Origin of the sequence: Phytopseudomonas daroniae (assembly GCF_004327275.1) — a bacterium.
GTDB classification, from domain to species: Bacteria; Pseudomonadota; Gammaproteobacteria; order Pseudomonadales; family Pseudomonadaceae; genus Aquipseudomonas; species Aquipseudomonas daroniae.
This window is the reverse complement of sequence record NZ_QJUJ01000001.1, coordinates 794,612-810,609: the sequence shown is the minus strand read 5'-3', so window position 1 is coordinate 810,609 and position 15,998 is coordinate 794,612. Positions and strand designations below refer to the sequence as shown.

At 63.9% G+C, this 15,998-nt stretch carries 17 protein-coding genes; 15 read left to right on the top strand and 2 right to left on the bottom strand.

The features are described 5' to 3' along the window. Positions 1-45 precede the first annotated feature (45 nt). Entirely contained in the window at positions 46-1,152 is a 1,107-nt protein-coding gene (locus DNK10_RS03850; RefSeq protein ID WP_131190629.1) for an NAD(P)/FAD-dependent oxidoreductase, read from the bottom strand. Positions 1,153-1,504: 352 nt separating this feature from the next. On the opposite strand from DNK10_RS03850, the gene DNK10_RS03845 reads away from it, so the two are divergent. The 6 genes from DNK10_RS03845 to hisF all read left to right on the top strand — a co-directional run bounded on the left by DNK10_RS03845 (position 1,505) and on the right by hisF (position 6,472). Next, a complete protein-coding gene (locus DNK10_RS03845) occupies positions 1,505-3,163 on the top strand; it encodes an OFA family MFS transporter (RefSeq protein WP_131190628.1) in 1,659 nt (552 codons plus the stop codon). 184 nt (positions 3,164-3,347) lie between these two features. Then, positions 3,348-3,941, top strand: coding sequence for an imidazoleglycerol-phosphate dehydratase HisB (hisB, locus tag DNK10_RS03840; RefSeq protein WP_131190627.1), 594 nt, complete (start codon positions 3,348-3,350; stop codon positions 3,939-3,941). Beyond that, positions 3,941-4,579: an imidazole glycerol phosphate synthase subunit HisH gene (gene hisH, locus DNK10_RS03835; RefSeq protein WP_131179648.1), complete on the top strand. Its 639-nt coding sequence runs from the start codon at positions 3,941-3,943 to the stop codon at positions 4,577-4,579. The genes hisB and hisH overlap by 1 nt, the downstream gene beginning before the upstream one ends. Next, complete coding sequence (locus tag DNK10_RS03830) at positions 4,579-4,833, top strand: DUF2164 domain-containing protein (protein ID WP_207389974.1); 255 nt, start codon at positions 4,579-4,581, stop codon at positions 4,831-4,833. Before hisH ends, DNK10_RS03830 begins: the two co-directional genes overlap by 1 nt. Positions 4,834-4,871: 38 nt before the next feature. Further along, a complete protein-coding gene (gene hisA / locus DNK10_RS03825; protein WP_131190626.1) occupies positions 4,872-5,630 on the top strand; it encodes a 1-(5-phosphoribosyl)-5-[(5-phosphoribosylamino)methylideneamino]imidazole-4-carboxamide isomerase in 759 nt (252 codons plus the stop codon). 71 nt (positions 5,631-5,701) lie between these two features. Next, positions 5,702-6,472: an imidazole glycerol phosphate synthase subunit HisF gene (gene hisF, locus DNK10_RS03820; protein ID WP_131190625.1), complete on the top strand. Its 771-nt coding sequence runs from the start codon at positions 5,702-5,704 to the stop codon at positions 6,470-6,472. A 368-nt stretch (positions 6,473-6,840) separates the two neighbouring features. Here hisF and DNK10_RS03815 read toward each other — a convergent pair whose 3' ends face one another. Further along, entirely contained in the window at positions 6,841-7,737 is an 897-nt protein-coding gene (locus DNK10_RS03815; RefSeq protein ID WP_131179644.1) for a helix-turn-helix domain-containing protein, read from the bottom strand. 314 nt (positions 7,738-8,051) lie between these two features. Here DNK10_RS03815 and DNK10_RS03810 point away from each other — a divergent pair, with 314 nt between their 5' ends. The 9 genes from DNK10_RS03810 to DNK10_RS03770 are packed head-to-tail and all read left to right on the top strand — an operon-like array spanning position 8,052 to position 15,928. After that, positions 8,052-8,663, top strand: a complete 612-nt coding sequence (locus DNK10_RS03810) for a TRAP transporter small permease (protein WP_131176682.1) — start codon at positions 8,052-8,054, stop codon at positions 8,661-8,663. Beyond that, complete coding sequence (locus DNK10_RS03805) at positions 8,660-9,934, top strand: TRAP transporter large permease (RefSeq protein ID WP_131176683.1); 1,275 nt, start codon at positions 8,660-8,662, stop codon at positions 9,932-9,934. Before DNK10_RS03810 ends, DNK10_RS03805 begins: the two co-directional genes overlap by 4 nt. Before the next feature lie 33 nt (positions 9,935-9,967). Further along, complete coding sequence (locus DNK10_RS03800) at positions 9,968-10,963, top strand: TRAP transporter substrate-binding protein (RefSeq protein WP_131190624.1); 996 nt, start codon at positions 9,968-9,970, stop codon at positions 10,961-10,963. 14 nt (positions 10,964-10,977) lie between these two features. Continuing rightward, positions 10,978-11,403, top strand: a complete 426-nt coding sequence (locus DNK10_RS03795) for a MaoC family dehydratase (RefSeq protein WP_208738775.1) — start codon at positions 10,978-10,980, stop codon at positions 11,401-11,403. Positions 11,404-11,413: 10 nt separating this feature from the next. Then, positions 11,414-12,208 (top strand): enoyl-CoA hydratase/isomerase family protein, encoded by a 795-nt coding sequence (locus tag DNK10_RS03790; RefSeq protein WP_131190623.1) that lies wholly within the window; start codon positions 11,414-11,416, stop codon positions 12,206-12,208. Continuing rightward, positions 12,201-13,391, top strand: a complete 1,191-nt coding sequence (locus tag DNK10_RS03785; RefSeq protein ID WP_207389972.1) for an acyl-CoA dehydrogenase family protein — start codon at positions 12,201-12,203, stop codon at positions 13,389-13,391. Before DNK10_RS03790 ends, DNK10_RS03785 begins: the two co-directional genes overlap by 8 nt. Positions 13,392-13,393: 2 nt before the next feature. Beyond that, complete coding sequence (locus tag DNK10_RS03780) at positions 13,394-14,584, top strand: CaiB/BaiF CoA transferase family protein (RefSeq protein ID WP_131190622.1); 1,191 nt, start codon at positions 13,394-13,396, stop codon at positions 14,582-14,584. Beyond that, a complete protein-coding gene (locus DNK10_RS03775) occupies positions 14,581-15,018 on the top strand; it encodes a MaoC family dehydratase (RefSeq protein ID WP_131179641.1) in 438 nt (145 codons plus the stop codon). The genes DNK10_RS03780 and DNK10_RS03775 overlap by 4 nt, the downstream gene beginning before the upstream one ends. Further along, positions 15,008-15,928 (top strand): DMT family transporter, encoded by a 921-nt coding sequence (locus tag DNK10_RS03770; RefSeq protein WP_131176688.1) that lies wholly within the window; start codon positions 15,008-15,010, stop codon positions 15,926-15,928. The genes DNK10_RS03775 and DNK10_RS03770 overlap by 11 nt, the downstream gene beginning before the upstream one ends. Positions 15,929-15,998 lie beyond the last annotated feature (70 nt).

Genomic DNA, 15,998 nt, shown 5'->3' with positions numbered 1-15,998 from the left:
CGAGAAATTGAATTCGCGAGTATAACGCCGACGGCGCTTCCGCGGCTAAAGCCTGTGGGCGATGCGTTCGGCGATGGCCAGGCTGGCCGTGAGGCCAGGCGATTCGATGCCGAACAGATTCACCAGTCCTGGTAGACCATGGTCAACCGGCATTTGCAGCATAAAATCTTCCGCCGTTTCACCTGGGCCGCTGAGTTTTGGCCGGATGCCCGCATAGCCGGGTACCAGGCGCGTGCTGTCGAGCGCGGGGAAATAGCGACTGATGGCGCTGGCGAAGGCGTCGCGCAGCGTTTCGTCGACGCGGTAATCGATGCTGTCGAGGTAGCGGATATCGGGGCCGAAGCGCAACTGGCCAGCCAGATCCAGGGTGGCATGTACGCCGAGACCGCTGGTGTTGGCCTCCGGCATTGGGTAGACCAGATGGCTGAACGGCGATTTCCCGTTGTAGTTGAAGTAATTGCCTTGGCACATATATAGCGGCGGGATCTGTCGTGGCGCCAGTCCTTGGGTGTGCTGAGCAAGTTGCTGGGCGAACAGCCCGGCGGCATTGATCACCCACCCGGCCTTGAGGCTGAACGGCTCGCCAGCGCTGGTACCGCTGGCGATCCAGCCATCGCCGTCATGGGTGAGGCTTTCGACGCGGGTCTGCAGCACCAGTTCGGCGCCCTGGCGTTCAGCGCAGGCGAGCAGTGATTGCAGAAAGGCATGGCTGTCGATGATGCCGGTGTTGGGCGAGAGCAGGGCGGCGACGCCGCGCACTGCGGGTTCGAGGGCGGCGAGCTGGGCGCCGCTGATGGGCTGTAGTTCATCCACGCCGCTGGCCCGCGCATTGCTGGCCAGCGTGTCGAGCTTGCCGCGTTCCTCGTCACTCACCGCTACCAGCAGCTTACCCAAGCGCCGGTAGGGCACCTGCCATTGCTCGCACCAGGCGTACAGACGCTCGCGGCCTTCCAGGCAGAGCTCTGCCTTCAGTGAGCCCGGCGGGTAATAGATGCCGGCGTGTATGACTTCCGAGTTGCGGCTGGAGGTGTGGCTGCCCACCAGCGCTTCCTGCTCGACGATCAGCGTGCTGCGCCCAGGCTCCGCCAGACGTGCGGCACAGGCGAGGCCAAGTGCGCCAGCGCCGATTATCAGGGTGTCGATGCTATCCATGGCTACCGTCCGGTCGGGTGAGGTGCTGAGCGTAGCAAGTGTGAAGTGTCATTCGCCGTCATAGCGCCTTGGCACTATTTAGGAGGGCAACGCTTGGAGCACCACGAGTGACGATAGTTACCAGCAGTCGACAAATTTCGTTGTAAGGCTGAGAAAGGCGTCGCAGGCGGGCAAGTGTGCTGTTCTGGTGGTTGCACAAGCACTATGGCGATGTGACACAATGCCGCGGGATCTCTAGCGTTCTGCTAGCCGCGAATGACTCGCTGAAATATATTTGCTGTTTGGCGAGGCTCTAGTTTGGGCTTCGCAAGTAATCGTTTTGTTTGCCAACCTAAATTCAGAGAAGAAAACAATGACTGACGCCATCGTTCTAGACGGTGCTTCAGCGACCCCTGCGTTCCTGTCCAAGGAGCGTATCATCGCTAAGCCCGGTTTCAACCGCTGGCTGGTTCCGCCAGCTGCCCTCGCCATCCACCTGTGCATCGGCATGGCCTACGGATTCTCCGTATTCTGGCTGCCGTTATCGAAAGCCATCGGTATCGATGCTGCTGTCTCTTGTGCACCGGACATCGGTTTCTTCGAGCAGATCTTCGCCAGCAACTGCGATTGGCAGATCTCCATGCTGGGATGGATCTACACCCTGTTCTTCGTCTTCCTCGGCTGTTCGGCTGCCGTGTGGGGCGGCTGGCTGGAACACGCGGGCCCGCGCAAGGCCGGTCTGGTTTCGGCGCTGTGCTGGTGCGGCGGTCTGCTGATTTCCGCGTTCGGTATCTACACGCATCAGATCTGGCTGATGTGGGTCGGTTCCGGTGTGATCGGCGGTATCGGTCTGGGCCTGGGTTACATCTCCCCGGTGTCGACCCTGATCAAGTGGTTCCCGGACAAGCGCGGCATGGCCACCGGTATGGCCATCATGGGCTTCGGTGGCGGCGCGATGGTCGGTGCTCCCCTGGCTGCACTGCTGATGGGCCACTTCGCCAGCGAAACCAGTGTTGGTGTATGGCAAAGCTTCGTGGTCATGGCGGTGATTTATTTCATCTTCATGGTCGGCGGTGCTCTGGCTTACCGCGTTCCGCCGACTGGCTGGAAACCGGCTGGCTGGGTCGCTCCGGCAGCCAAGGCCAACAACGCGATGATCACCAAGGGTCACGTACACGTGAATACCGCGTGGAAAACCCCGCAGTTCTGGCTGGTCTGGGCCGTGCTGTGCCTGAACGTTTCCGCCGGTATCGGCATCATCGGCATGGCTTCGCCCATGCTGCAGGAAGTGTTCGGCGGCAAGCTGATCGGAGTCAACCTGTCCTTCAGCGAACTGAATGCTGCGCAGTTGGGGCAGATCGCCGCCATCGCTGCCGGTTTCACCGGTCTGCTGAGCCTGTTCAACATCGGCGGCCGCTTCTTCTGGGCATCGTTCTCCGACCTGATCGGCCGTAAGGCGACCTACTTCGTATTCTTCGCGCTGGGTTTCGCCCTGTACGCGCTGGTTCCGTGGACCGGTCACCTGGGCAGCGTGGCGCTGTTCGTGTTCGCCTTCTGCCTGATCCTGTCCATGTACGGCGGCGGTTTCGCTACCGTGCCGGCCTACCTGGCGGATCTGTTCGGTACCCAGATGGTCGGTGCCATCCATGGTCGCCTGCTGACTGCCTGGGCTGCTGCTGGCGTACTGGGTCCGGTGTTGGTCAACTACCTGCGTGAGTATCAGCTGAGCATCGGCGTCGAGCGTGCCGCAGCCTACGACATCACCCTGTATATCCTCGCCGGCCTGCTGGTGCTGGGCTTCATCTGCAACCTGCTGGTACGTCCGGTGGCTGACAAGTACTTCATGACTGCTGAAGAGCTGGCTGCCGAGCGCGCTTATGGTGAGAAGTCCGCGCCGAGCGCTGCCGAGCTAGAGTGGGCTGCCGATCCGTCGACCAAGCCTATGGTGATCGCTGCCTGGCTGGCGGTGGGTCTGCCGTTGGCCTGGGGTGTGTGGATCACCCTGCAGAAGACCGTCGTACTGTTCCAGTAACAGGTCTTCGTCAGCACAATCCCGCCGGCGCCTGGTGCGCCCGCGGGATTTTTTGTGCCTGTTCATCTTGCCGGTATACCGGTCGAGCACAAAACCAACCATTTTTTCAGTGCGGCTTTCTAGGTTCGCCGCTTATCGGCCTATAATGGTCGCCCTTTCGCCCAACGATTTTGTGGAGCAGGTGATGGCCGAACGTACGGCATCCGTCGAGCGCAATACCCTGGAGACCCAGATCAAGGTCTCGATCAATCTGGATGGAACAGGCAAGGCCTCGTTCGATACCGGCGTGCCGTTTTTCGAGCACATGCTCGACCAGATCGCCCGCCACGGCCTGATCGACCTCGACATCTTCTGCAAGGGCGACCTTGAGATCGACGATCACCACACCGTTGAGGATGTCGGTATCACCCTCGGCCAGGCCTTCGCCAAAGCGGTCGGCGACAAGAAGGGCATGACCCGCTACGGCCATTCCTACGTGCCGCTGGATGAAGCGCTGTCGCGCGTGGTCATCGATTTCTCCGGTCGTCCGGGCCTGCAGATGCACGTGCCGTTCACCCGCGCGGTAGTCGGCGGCTTCGATGTCGACCTGTTTCAGGAATTCTTCCAGGGCTTCGTCAACCACGCCCAGGTCAGCCTGCACATCGACAACCTGCGTGGCGTGAATACCCACCACCAGATCGAAACCGTGTTCAAGGCTTTCGGCCGCGCGTTGCGCATGGCCGTGGAGCTCGATCCGCGCATGGCCGGGCAGATGCCATCGACCAAGGGCGTGCTCTGATGCAGACGGTTGCAGTCATCGACTATGGCATGGGCAACCTGCACTCGGTGGCCAAGGCCCTGGAGCACGTTGGTGCTGGCCGGGTGCTGGTGACCAGTGATGCCCAGGTGATCCGTGAGGCCGACCGGGTGGTATTCCCCGGTGTCGGCGCGATCCGTGATTGCATGGCCGAGATCCGCCGCCTGGGCTTCGATGAGCTGGTGCGTGAAGTCAGTCAGGATCGTCCGTTTCTGGGCATCTGCGTTGGCATGCAGGCGCTGCTCGAACGTAGCGAAGAGAACGACGGCGTCGATTGCATCGGCCTGTTCCCCGGCCAGGTGCGTTTCTTCGGCAAGAACATGGTCGAGGACGGCGAGCCGCTCAAGGTTCCGCATATGGGCTGGAACGAGGTGAGCCAGGCGATCAACCACCCGCTGTGGCACAGCATTCCGGATCAGGCGCGCTTCTACTTCGTGCACAGCTACTACATCGAAGCCGGCAAGGCGCAGCAGGTCGTTGGCCGTGGGCACTACGGCAAGGATTTCGCCGCGGCCCTGGCCGATGGTTCGCGCTTCGCCGTGCAGTTTCACCCTGAGAAGAGCCATACCCACGGCCTGCAGCTATTGCAGAACTTCGCCGCCTGGGACGGTCGCTGGTAATGGCCAGGCTCAAGAGCCCGATCCTCACGCTCACGCCCGAGCAGGAAAGCGATGCGGTGCACAAGCTGCAGCGCTTCCTGGCCGATCGGTTCGAGTTGGAGCTGGGCTCCTTCGAAGTGCTGGAGCTGCTCGAGCTGTTTGGACGCGAAGTCGCGCCGCATTACTACAACCGGGCGGTCACCGACGCGCACACCCTGCTGCGCGAGCGCTTCGAAAGCCTCGAAGTCGACCTGTGGGCGCTCGAGAAAGATTGATCCCAGCCAACGCTGATTGAACTGAACAAGGTGTGCAGATGCTGATTATCCCCGCTATCGACCTCAAGGACGGCGCCTGCGTGCGTCTGCGTCAGGGCCGTATGGAAGATTCCACGGTGTTCTCCGATGACCCGGTGAGCATGGCTGCCAAGTGGGTCGAGGGCGGTTGCCGTCGTCTGCATCTGGTCGATCTCAACGGCGCATTCGAAGGTAAGCCGGTCAATGGCGAGGTGGTTACCGCGATCGCCAAGCGCTACCCGAACCTGCCGATCCAGATCGGCGGTGGCATCCGCTCTCTGGAAACCATCGAGCATTACGTCAAGGCGGGGGTCAGCTACGTGATCATCGGCACCAAGGCCGTCAAGCAGCCCGAGTTCGTCGCCGAGGCCTGCAAGGCCTTTCCGGGCAAGGTGATCGTCGGCCTGGATGCCAAGGATGGTTTCGTCGCCACCGACGGCTGGGCTGAAGTGTCCAGCGTGCAGGCCGTCGACCTGGCGCGCCGCTTCGAGGCCGATGGCGTCTCGGCGATCGTCTATACCGACATCGCCAAGGACGGCATGATGCAGGGCTGCAACGTCGAGGCCACCGCGGCCCTGGCCGCCGCCAGCCGCATTCCGGTGATCGCCTCGGGCGGTATCCACAACCTGGGCGATATCGAGAAGCTGCTGCTGGCCCGTTCGCCGGGCATCATCGGCGCCATCACCGGGCGGGCCATCTACGAAGGCACCCTGGACGTCGCCGAGGCCCAGGCCTTCTGTGATGCAGCGGCAAGCGGCAAGCCTCAAGCCACAAGTTAAGGCGCTGTCGGCTCTGGCTTCATCTTGAAGCTCGAGGCTTGCAGCTTGCAGCTCTTTTTCGGAGAAAAAGCATGGCACTGGCTAAACGCATCATCCCCTGCCTCGACGTGGACAATGGCCGTGTGGTCAAGGGCGTCAAGTTCGAGAACATCCGCGACGCCGGTGACCCGGTGGAAATCGCCCGGCGCTACGACGAGCAGGGCGCCGACGAGATCACCTTTCTCGATATCACCGCCAGCGTCGACGGTCGCGACACCACGCTGCACACCGTCGAGCGCATGGCCAGCCAGGTGTTCATCCCGCTGACCGTGGGCGGCGGCGTGCGTACCGTGATGGACATCCGCAACCTGCTCAACGCCGGCGCCGACAAGGTATCGATCAACACGGCTGCGGTGTTCACCCCCGAGTTCGTTGGCGAGGCCGCTTCGCGCTTCGGCTCGCAGTGCATCGTCGTCGCCATCGACGCCAAGAAGGTCTCCGGCCCCGGCGAAACGCCGCGCTGGGAAATCTTCACCCATGGCGGGCGCAAGCCCACCGGCCTCGACGCCGTCGTCTGGGCACAGAAGATGGAAGGTCTGGGCGCTGGCGAGATCCTCCTGACCAGCATGGATCAGGACGGCGTGAAGAGTGGCTACGACCTCGGCGTGACCCGTGCCATCAGCGAGGCGGTCGGCATTCCGGTGATCGCTTCCGGCGGTGTCGGCAACCTGCAGCACCTGGCTGACGGCATCATCGAAGGCAAGGCCGCGGCGGTGCTGGCGGCAAGCATCTTCCATTTCGGTGAGTACACGGTGCCGGAAGCCAAGGCCTATATGGCCAGTCGCGGTATCGTGATGCGCTGAGCGCTTGCTCGGGCCGAGCATTCCCGTACAGGCTGCACGGGAACGGTCAGGCTTGGGTGCACGGGCAAGAGCGGCCTTTCGTAGGGTGGACGACGCTTTATCCGTCCACCGCTCTGCAATCGCAATGGTGGATGAAAAGAGCGTCATCCACCCTACGACTGGCGGTTGAGGCCTAGGCTCTCGTTTCGGTATGAGCTGCAGGATCAAGGCGATAGCGGCCGTTCGTAGGATGGGTGAAACCCATCGGCAATTGATGGGTTTCACCCATCCTACAGGCTGCCTCGCTTCTAGCTTGAAGCTTGCGGCTTGCAGCTCAATGGCTGCTATCGCCTTATGGCTGCCATCCCCATTACGCATGTTGGCCCGGCTCAGGCGTTCAGCGCTTCGTCGGCATGCATGCTGCGTTTGAACTCCGACGGCGACAGTCCCACTTTCTTCCTGAAGAAGCGGCTGAAATACGCCGGGTCGTCGAAGCCCAGGCGGGTCGCCACCGTGGCGATGTTGAACTCGGAATGCGCCAGCAGGCGCTTGGCCTCCAGCGCCAGGCGGTGCTGGATGACTTCGGTGGCGGTCAACCCTTCGGCGACCTTGGTCGCTTCGGAGAGCCTGCGCTCGGTGATGTGCAGCATCGAGGCGAAACGCCCGGCGCTGACCAGGGTGATCGGTTCCTTTTCCAGCAGTTTGCGAAAGCGTCGCGCCAGCACGATGTTCGGCGAGGCATGATCCTGGATGTCCGTCACGCTGATCAGCCGCGCCGCGTGCAGGAAGAAGATGTGCAGGTAGGAGCGGATGATGTCGTGGTAGCCGGTGCGCTCGCCGCGGTATTCCTCCTCGATGCGGTCGATGACCCGTTGCAGCTGGATGGCGACCTCGTCGGTCAGGTACAGCGCCTGGATCGGGTCGGCCATGCGGAAGAACGGGATGTCGCTGATCGCCACGTCGTTGCGCATGTTCAGCAGGAAGTACTCCGCGCTGAAATTGAGGTTGTAGCCGGCGGTGTCGTCGGACAGTTCGAAGTCGTGGATCTGCCCCGGCATCATGAAGAACAGGGTGTTGGGTTTCACGCAATAACGCACCGAGTCGATGACGTGCGTGCCCGAACCCTGGGTGACCCAGATGACATGGAAGAAATCGTGTCGATGGGGGTAGGGCAGGATATTCATGCGGTGCTGCATGCGCGCGAAATCGAATGTCGCCGACTTCACCGAGTCGCCGAAATCCCTGATCTTGTACGTGGGAATGCTGCAGCAATTGCAGGCATACATGGCTCGCTCTCCTGCCCTTCGGGCTTTTGTTCTTGTTAGGAAAGTGTCGCTATACGAGCGCCAGCCCCGGGGGCTTTCAGCGCCGACTGACGATGAGTTGAACACAGACTTGGACAATTAGTACAGGCAAAAAACCGCCCTGGAAAAAAGTCCAAGAATGCCGTGTCTATTGTCCTAACGACGTGCGTGGCGGCCTTCCTATACTCGCCTCCATCGACCTTCCAAGGTGCCCTGATCCAGAACGACGCCGGGACTGGAAGCTGCCATCCGGCCGGCTGTCTCCGCCCACGAAAACCCCGCGAGGGAAAACAGCGATGAATAATAAGAACAAGACATTGGCATTCGACGAGACAGGAGGGAAAGGGGCGCGACCGCGCTTCGACCCGCTGGCCGTCGTCGATCGTCTCAACGACCTCGTCACCCGGCTGTGCGGCCTGGCCATGCTGGTCATGGTGCTCTGCGTGGTCGCCGGTATCCTGACCCGCTTCGTCTTCAGTCACCTGCAATACGACCTGGCCCTGCCCTGGACCGAGGAAGTGTCGCGTTACCTGATGATCTGGGTGGTGTTCCTCGGCGCCGCAGTGGCCGCGCGCAAAGGCAAGCTGATCGGCGTGCAGGTGCTGATCTACGCCCTGCCGCGCAAGCTCGGCGCCGGGCTCAAGTACCTGTCGATCCTGCTCTCGCTGGGCTTCTACCTGATCCTCATCTGGGTCGGCCTGGAATGGGCCGAGCTCGGCCGTACTCAGGGCTCTCCGGTCATGGAGCTGCCCATGGTGGCGACCTATTCGGCGATGTCGGTGGGTTTCAGCCTGTCCGTGCTCAATACCCTGGCGCTGGTCTACGAGGCCTGGCGTTCGCAGGACGGCATCCTCGGCGCCGAGGAGGACGATGAAATCGTCACCGCTCTGGCGGAGGGCAAGGCATGATCGGCATTCTCTTCATCTCCCTGCTGGTGCTGATGTTCGTCGGCGTGCCGATCGCCATCGCCCTCGGCGCGTCCTCGATGGTGGTGCTGAGCTACCAGGGCATGCCCTTGGTCACCGTGGCGCAGAGCGTGTTCGAGTCCCTCGACTCGTTCAGCCTGATGGCCATTCCGTTCTTCATTCTCGCCGGCAACCTGATGCAGTCCGGCGGCATCGCCAAGCGCCTGGTCAACCTGGCCAACGCCATCCTCGGCTGGATCCGCGGTGGCCTCGGCGGTGTGGTGGTACTGACCTCGATGTTCTTCTCGACCATGTCCGGCTCGTCCTCGGCGACCACCGCGGCGGTCGGCTCGGTGCTGATCCCGGCGATGGAGAAAAAGGGCTATCCACGCCCCTTCGGCGCCGCGGTGGCGGCCAGTTCCGGCGAGCTGGGCGCGATCATTCCGCCGTCGATCCCGATGATCGTCTACGCCCTGACCGCCAACGTCTCGGTGGCCTCGATCTTCCTCGCCGGCATTCTGCCCGGCCTGCTGGTCGGCCTCTCGCTGATCGTCTGCACCTGCCTGATCGCCCGGCTGCGCAACTACGACATGATCGAGCCGATCACCCTGCGCCAGTGGACGCTGGGCGTACTGCTCGCGCTCAAGCAGTCGTTCTTCGCGATTCTCATGCCGATGGTGATTCTCGGCGGTATCTACAGTGGCATGTTCACCCCGACCGAAGCCTCGGTGGTGGCGGTGGTGTACGGCCTGGTGGTGGGGCTGTTCATCTACCGCGAACTGAGCTGGCGCGACCTGCTGGATGTGTTCGGCCGCTCGGCGGTGACCTCGGCGATCATCCTGATCATCGTCGCCTTCGCCGCGATCTTCGCCTACATGCTGACCATCAATCGCGTGCCGCACATGCTCGGTACCCTGATCACCGGCATTTCCGACAACCCGCTGGTGTTCCTGCTGATCGTCAACGTGGCGCTGTTCCTGATCGGCATGTTCCTCGAGACCCTGGCGGCGATCATCATCCTCGCGCCGATCCTGGCGCCAGCGGCCATGCAGTTCGGCATCGACCCGGTGCACTTCGCCTGCATCATGGTGGTCAACCTGGCGGTCGGCATGGTCACCCCGCCGGTCGGCGTCAACCTGTTCGTCGCCTGCCAAGTGGCCAACGTGCGCATGGAGCAACTGATGCGCCCGCTGCTGCTGTTCCTCGGCGTACTGATCATGGACGTGATGATCATCACCTACGTGCCGGCGCTGTCCACCTGGTTCCTGCCCTGAGTCCTCCACACAACAACAATTAGGAGAGTCACCATGAAACCCATCATCCGTTCGCTCGCGACCTGCCTGTGCGCCCCCGCGCTGCTGCTCGCCGCCGGCTCAGCCTCGGCGCTGAGCCTCAACCTCGGCCACACCCTGGCGCCGGAAAGCCATTACCAGGTGATGGCGGAAAAGCTCGGTGAATTGATCGAGCAGAAGTCCGCCGGCGAGATCACCATCAACACCTTCCCGCAGTCGCAACTGGGCGGCGAGGTGAAGATGATCCAGTCGGCCCGCAGCGGCACCCTGGACATGTTCGTCACCGCCCAGGCGCCGCTGACCTCGACGGTCAAGGCCTTCAGCTTCTTCGACGTGCCCTACCTGTTCGACAGCGTCGACCAGGCCAACACTGCGTTGGCCGGGCCATTGGGCAAGCATTTCCTCGAGATGCTGCCGGACTACAACCTGGTCGGCCTGGGCTGGCTGTCGGCCATGGAGCGCAACGTGTTCGCTTCCAAGCCGGTCGACAGCGAGCGAGGCATGCACGGCCTCAAGCTGCGCGTCATGCAGTCGCCCGGCTATGTCAGAACCTATGAGGCGCTGGGCGCGCAGCCCACGCCGATGGCCTACGGCGAGCTGTACATTGCCCTGCAGCAGGGGGTGATCGACGGTGGCGATACCTCGCCCGATCAGTTCGTCATGGACAAGTTCACCGAGGTCAGCAAGTTCTACAGCATCACCCGGGTGCACTACCTTCCGGGCCTGCTGATCATGTCCAAGCGCCGCTGGGATTCGCTGAACGACCAGCAGAAGGGCTGGCTGCAGGAAGCCGCCGACGAAGCCCTGGCCTACGGCATCGAGTACTACAAACGCTCCTACGACGAATCCATCGAGCGCATGCAGGCGGGTGGCGTGACCGTGGTCGAGACCGATGTCGCCCCGCTGCGCGAGAAGAGCGCCAAGGTGCGCGAGCAGCTCATCGAACAGGTTCCCGAGGGCCGCAAGCTGCTCGAGCTGCTGGAAACCTCCACCCAGGCCGCGCAACCGTGAAGGAGGGCGCCATCATGCAAGCCAGAGCCAACATGGAACGCTACGCCATGGGCGATATCGAGCGTTTTTCCAAGACCGTCGGCGAATCGGACGTCTACCTGTTCGCCGGTATCGTCGGCGACTTCTACGGCGTGCACCTGAACGAGGAGTTCGCCAAGCAGACCCGCTTCGGCAAACGCATCGCCCAGGGCGCCTTGTCGATCGGTTTCATCGCCACGGTGATGGGCTATCTGGCGGCGCGCGCCGAGGGCCCGGGGGCGGTGTCCTATCGCTACGACATCACCTTCCGCGCCCCGGTGTTCATCGGCGAGACGGTGACCGCGCAGCTGGAGCTGATCGAGAAGAACCTCGAACGCAGCATCTGCATCTTCAAGGCCGCCGTCCTCAATCAGGACGGCGTCACCGTCGCCGATGGGCAGACCTATCTGAAAGTCTTGTGAGCGAAAACCGATGAACGATCCGCGAAACGACGGCGGCGGGCTGAGTGTGCGCCGCGAAGGGGCGGTGGCCGTGCTGGCCATCGACCGGGTGCACAAGCACAACGCCCTGAGTCCGGCGATCCTGCAGCAGCTCGACACGCAGCTGACGCTGTTGCAGGCGGCTACCGAGGTGCGTGCGCTGGTGCTGACAGGCGAAGGTGAACGCGCCTTCATCGCCGGCAACGACATCGAGCACTTGGCCCGGGTCGATGCTCACGAGGCGTTCGCCTTGATGGAAGCGGGCCAGCGCCTGGTCAGCCGCCTGCGCGACTACCCCAAGCCGGTGGTGGCGATGGTCAATGGCTACGCCCTGGGGGGCGGTCTGGAGCTGGCGCTGGCCTGCGACTTCATCGTCGCCTCGCGCCAGGCCAGCTTCGGTTTCCCGGAGATCCGCCTGAACACCTTTCCCGGCTGGGGCGGTACGCAACTGGCGGTGCGCGCGATCGGCCTGGCGCGGGCCAAGGAAATGATCATGAGCGGCCGCCGCTACAGCGCCGAGGAGGCCTGGGAAATGGGCCTGGTCAATCGCCTCTGCGAGCCCGCCCACCTGCACGAAGAAACGCTGGCGTTGGTTGCCACGCTGATCGAGCGTGACGCCACCTGCCTGAGCCTGGCCAAGCGCCTGTGCAACGGCGCCGAGGATTGGGCCTTCGCCGACGGCCTCGGCAGCGAAGCCGCCCTGTATGGGGTGAATTTCAGCCGGGCGGAGGCGCGCGATGGTCTGCGCGCCTTCCTCGGCAAGAGTGGAGAACGCAAGCATGGCTGAATCACTGACAAGCGCGCTGAGTTCGCTGCCCATCGGGCTGAGCGAGGAGCAGGGGATGATCCGTGAGTCCGCCCGGCGTTTCGCCGAGGCGCACATCGCGCCCGTCGCCGCCGAGCTGTGGGAAGAGCAGGGCTTTCCCTACGCCGTCTGGCGCGAGGCGGCGCGGCATGGCTTCAGTGGCCTGCCCTATGCCGAGCAGGACGGCGGCAGCGGCGGCGACTGGCTGTCGTTCGTCATCGTGCTGGAGGAGTTCGCGCGCATCGACTGCGCCATCGCCAATGCCTTCATGGCCAATTCCAGCGTCGCCACCCTGCTCGCCGAGTTTGGCGACGCGGCGCAGAAAGCCACCTGGTTGCGACCAATCCTGCAGGGCGAGGCGATCGGCGCGATCGCCCTCACCGAGCCGGACGCCGGTTCCGATGCCGCGGCCATCCGTACTCGCGCCGAGCGCGATGGCGACGGCTGGCGCCTGAATGGGGCGAAGACCTTCATCAGCAATTCCGGCACCGAGATCACCGGGCCCATCGTGGTGGCGGCGGTCACCGGCACCCGGCCGGACGGGCGCAAGGCGATTTCCAACCTGGTGGTGCCCCATGGCACGCCGGGCCTGAGCTATGGGCGCAAGCTGAAGAAGATCGGTTGGCGCGCCTCGAGCACCTGCGAGCTGTTCTTCGACGACTGCCGCGTCCCTGCCGGCAACCTGCTCGGTGTCGAAGGCGCGGGGCTGCGCCAGACCCTCGGCACGGTCACCGGCGGGCGCATCCTGATCGCCGCGCTGGCCCTGGGCATCCTCCAGGGTTCGCTGGATCGGGCGCATGCCTACCTGCGCGAACGCAGCGCCTTCGGTTCGCGCCTGGAATTCTTCCAGGCCCTGCAATTCAAGCTCGCCGACATGGCCCGTGACACCTACACCGCGCGCCTGGCGATTTACGACGCGGCGCGGCGCAAGGACGCCGGCCAGCCCTACGCCCTGGAGGCCTCGATGGCCAAGCTGCACGCCAGCGAATGTGCGATGCGCGCAGCGCACCAGGCGGTACAGATCCACGGCGGCTACGGCATCTGCAGCGAATTCGCCGTGGCCCGCGCTTTCGGCGACGCCAAGGTGCTGGAGATCGTCGAGGGCACCTCGGAAATCCAGCGACAGATCATTGCCCGGGCCATGGGCCTGGCACAGGAGGGTTGAACATGCTCAAGGGAATCAAGGTCGTCAGTTTCACTCATTACCTGCAGGGGCCTTCGGCGGTGCAGATGCTTGCCGACGCCGGCGCCGAGGTGGTCAAGATCGAGCCGCCGAAGGGCGCCTTCGAGCGCCACTGGTCAGGTCACGATGCCTTTCTCGACGGGGTCAGCGTGTTCTTCCTGCTGGCCAACCGCAACCAGCGCAGCATTTCCCTCGACCTGCGCAGCGAGGAGGGCAAGGTCATCGCCCTGAAGCTGATCGGCGAGGCCGACGTGCTGGTGGAGAACTACCGTCCCGGGGTGCTCGACAAGCTGGGGTTCGGCTACGAGGCGATGAAGGCGCTGAATCCCGGCCTGGTCTACTGCTCCTGTACCGGCTACGGCAGCGACGGCCCCTATGTGCAGCGGCCCGGTCAGGATCTGCTGCTGCAGGCGATGAGCGGCCTGGCGATGCTCAGTGGCGACGGCGATCGCGCCCCGGTCGGGGTCGGTTCGGCGATCGTCGACCAGCACGCGGCGATCCTCGCCGCCTTCGGCGTCACTGCCGCGTTGCTGGCGCGCCAGCACAGCGGCCTGGGCCGGCGGGTGGAGAGCAACCTGCTCAATGCCGCCCTCGACCTGCAGATCGAGCCCTTCAACTATTACCTGAACAAGGGCGAACTGTGGCCGCGCAGCACCCCGGCCATGGGCTCGCGCTTCCACCCGGCGCCCTATGGCATCTACCGCACCGCGGACGGCTGGATCGCGATTTCCCTGAGCGCCATGGAACCGTTGTCCGCCGCCTTCGCCGAGCCGGAGCTGAAGGACTATTCCAAGCATGACCAGTCCTACAAGCGCGAGGAGATCCATGGGCGGATCGCCAAGCTGTTGCTCGGCAAGGGCACCGAGCAGTGGTTCGCCATCTTCACCGAGCACGGCATCTGGCACGCGCCGGTCAACGACTACGCCCAGGTCGAGCAGGATCCACAGGTGCAGTGGAACCGCAGCATCGTCGAATTCGACTACCCGCGCGCCGGCAAGGTGCGCCTGCTCAACCACCCGCTGCGCTACGACGGCGAGGTGCCGCCGCTGCGTCGGCCGCCACCGCTGCACGGCGAGCACTCGCGGGAAATCCTCGAAGAGCTGGGCTACGACGCCGAGGCGATCGATGCGCTGCTGCAGCGAGCCGTGGTGATCGGTGCGGAGGAGCCGCGATGAGTAGCATGCCGAATACCTTCGACGACCTGCAGGTGGATGACTGCCTCAGCCTCAGCCGCTCGATCAGCGCTGCCGATGTGGCACTGTTCGCCGAACTGTGCGGTGACGACAACCCGCTGCACATGGACGACGCCTTCGCCGCGGGCACCGCGTTCGGCCGCCGGGTGGTGCATGGCATGTTCTCCGCCGCGCTGATTTCCGCGGTGCATACCCGGCTGACCGGGCCGGGGTTCGTCTATGTCGGGCAGAACCTGAGTTTCAAGGGGCCGGTGCACATCGGCGATACCCTCAGCGTGGAGGTGTGGGTGGCGGAGAAGAAGGCGGCCAAGCAGGTGCTGGTCTGCGAAAGCCGGGTGGTCAACCAGAACGGGGTCAGCGTCGTCGAGGGGCGCTCGGCCCTGAAAGCCCTCGGCGCTGTCAGCCTTGACGCCTGAAGCGGCGCTCGCCGCACAGCGCCGGAGCACCGTCACCGCGTACGGCGTACTGGCCTATGCGGTGCTGATCTGGGGCGCCAACGTCTCGGTGATCAAGCTGCTCACGGTCGACCTGCCGGCGCTGCCCCTGTCCGCGTTGCGCATGATCCTGGCGCTGCTGTGCATCTGCGCCATCTGCCTGCTGCGCGGTCAGCGCCTGGTGCGCATCGGTTGGCGCGACTGGGGCTGGCTGATCGGTGCCGGTGGGCTGATGGTGTATGCCCACCAGATTTTCCTGGCCCAGGGCGTAGCCACGTCGTCGGCCACCAATGGTGCACTGATTCTCGGCCTCAATCCGATCTTTTCCGTGCTGCTCGGCTACCTGCTGCTTGGCGAGCGGCAGACCCGACGCAGCCTGGTGGGCATCGCCCTGGGCCTGACCGGCGCGGCGCTGGTGGTGCTGCACGGTGGCGCGCTGCACCTGGGGGCTTCCGGCGATACGGCGCTGTTCGCCGCGCTGTTCACCTATGTCGCCGCCGGGGTATGCATCCGCCGCGTGTCTGCCGCGGTGCCGCCGCTGCTGTTGGGGCTGTACATGCATGTGGTCGGTGCCGTGTTGCTGGCGGCGCACGTCGCGCTCACCGAGCCGCAGGTGGTGTGGCGTCTGCCCGGGCTGGACGCCGAGTTCTGGTGGCTGGTGGCAATCTCGGCGTTCTTTTCCACGGCCCTGGGCAATCTGTCCTGGGCCTATGGCATCGCCACCATCGGCCTGAGCCGTTCTTCTGTATTTCTCAACTGGTTGCCGATTTCCGGGGTGCTGTTCGCCGTGCTGTTCCTGCACGAGCCACTGGGGCTGTGGCGCATCGCCGGGTTGGTGTGCGTGGTGCTCGGCACCTATATCGCGCTCAGGCCGCAGGGCGTCAGGCCGTGAACGGCGCAGGCAGGACGTAGGGTGGATGATGCTCTTTTCATCCACCAGTACTGGCACCGCGATGCTGGAT

Excerpts from the sequence above, each read along its gene's own strand:
- DNK10_RS03850 (WP_131190629.1), bottom strand. The coding sequence starts at position 1,152 with ATGGATAGCATCGACACCCTGATAATCGGCGCTGGCGCACTTGGCCTC.
- DNK10_RS03845 (WP_131190628.1), top strand. The coding sequence starts at position 1,505 with ATGACTGACGCCATCGTTCTAGACGGTGCTTCAGCGACCCCTGCGTTC.
- hisB (WP_131190627.1), top strand. The coding sequence starts at position 3,348 with ATGGCCGAACGTACGGCATCCGTCGAGCGCAATACCCTGGAGACCCAG.
- hisH (WP_131179648.1), top strand. The coding sequence starts at position 3,941 with ATGCAGACGGTTGCAGTCATCGACTATGGCATGGGCAACCTGCACTCG.
- DNK10_RS03830 (WP_207389974.1), top strand. The coding sequence starts at position 4,579 with ATGGCCAGGCTCAAGAGCCCGATCCTCACGCTCACGCCCGAGCAGGAA.
- hisA (WP_131190626.1), top strand. The coding sequence starts at position 4,872 with ATGCTGATTATCCCCGCTATCGACCTCAAGGACGGCGCCTGCGTGCGT.
- hisF (WP_131190625.1), top strand. The coding sequence starts at position 5,702 with ATGGCACTGGCTAAACGCATCATCCCCTGCCTCGACGTGGACAATGGC.
- DNK10_RS03815 (WP_131179644.1), bottom strand. The coding sequence starts at position 7,737 with ATGTATGCCTGCAATTGCTGCAGCATTCCCACGTACAAGATCAGGGAT.
- DNK10_RS03810 (WP_131176682.1), top strand. The coding sequence starts at position 8,052 with ATGAATAATAAGAACAAGACATTGGCATTCGACGAGACAGGAGGGAAA.
- DNK10_RS03805 (WP_131176683.1), top strand. The coding sequence starts at position 8,660 with ATGATCGGCATTCTCTTCATCTCCCTGCTGGTGCTGATGTTCGTCGGC.
- DNK10_RS03800 (WP_131190624.1), top strand. The coding sequence starts at position 9,968 with ATGAAACCCATCATCCGTTCGCTCGCGACCTGCCTGTGCGCCCCCGCG.
- DNK10_RS03795 (WP_208738775.1), top strand. The coding sequence starts at position 10,978 with ATGCAAGCCAGAGCCAACATGGAACGCTACGCCATGGGCGATATCGAG.
- DNK10_RS03790 (WP_131190623.1), top strand. The coding sequence starts at position 11,414 with ATGAACGATCCGCGAAACGACGGCGGCGGGCTGAGTGTGCGCCGCGAA.
- DNK10_RS03785 (WP_207389972.1), top strand. The coding sequence starts at position 12,201 with ATGGCTGAATCACTGACAAGCGCGCTGAGTTCGCTGCCCATCGGGCTG.
- DNK10_RS03780 (WP_131190622.1), top strand. The coding sequence starts at position 13,394 with ATGCTCAAGGGAATCAAGGTCGTCAGTTTCACTCATTACCTGCAGGGG.
- DNK10_RS03775 (WP_131179641.1), top strand. The coding sequence starts at position 14,581 with ATGAGTAGCATGCCGAATACCTTCGACGACCTGCAGGTGGATGACTGC.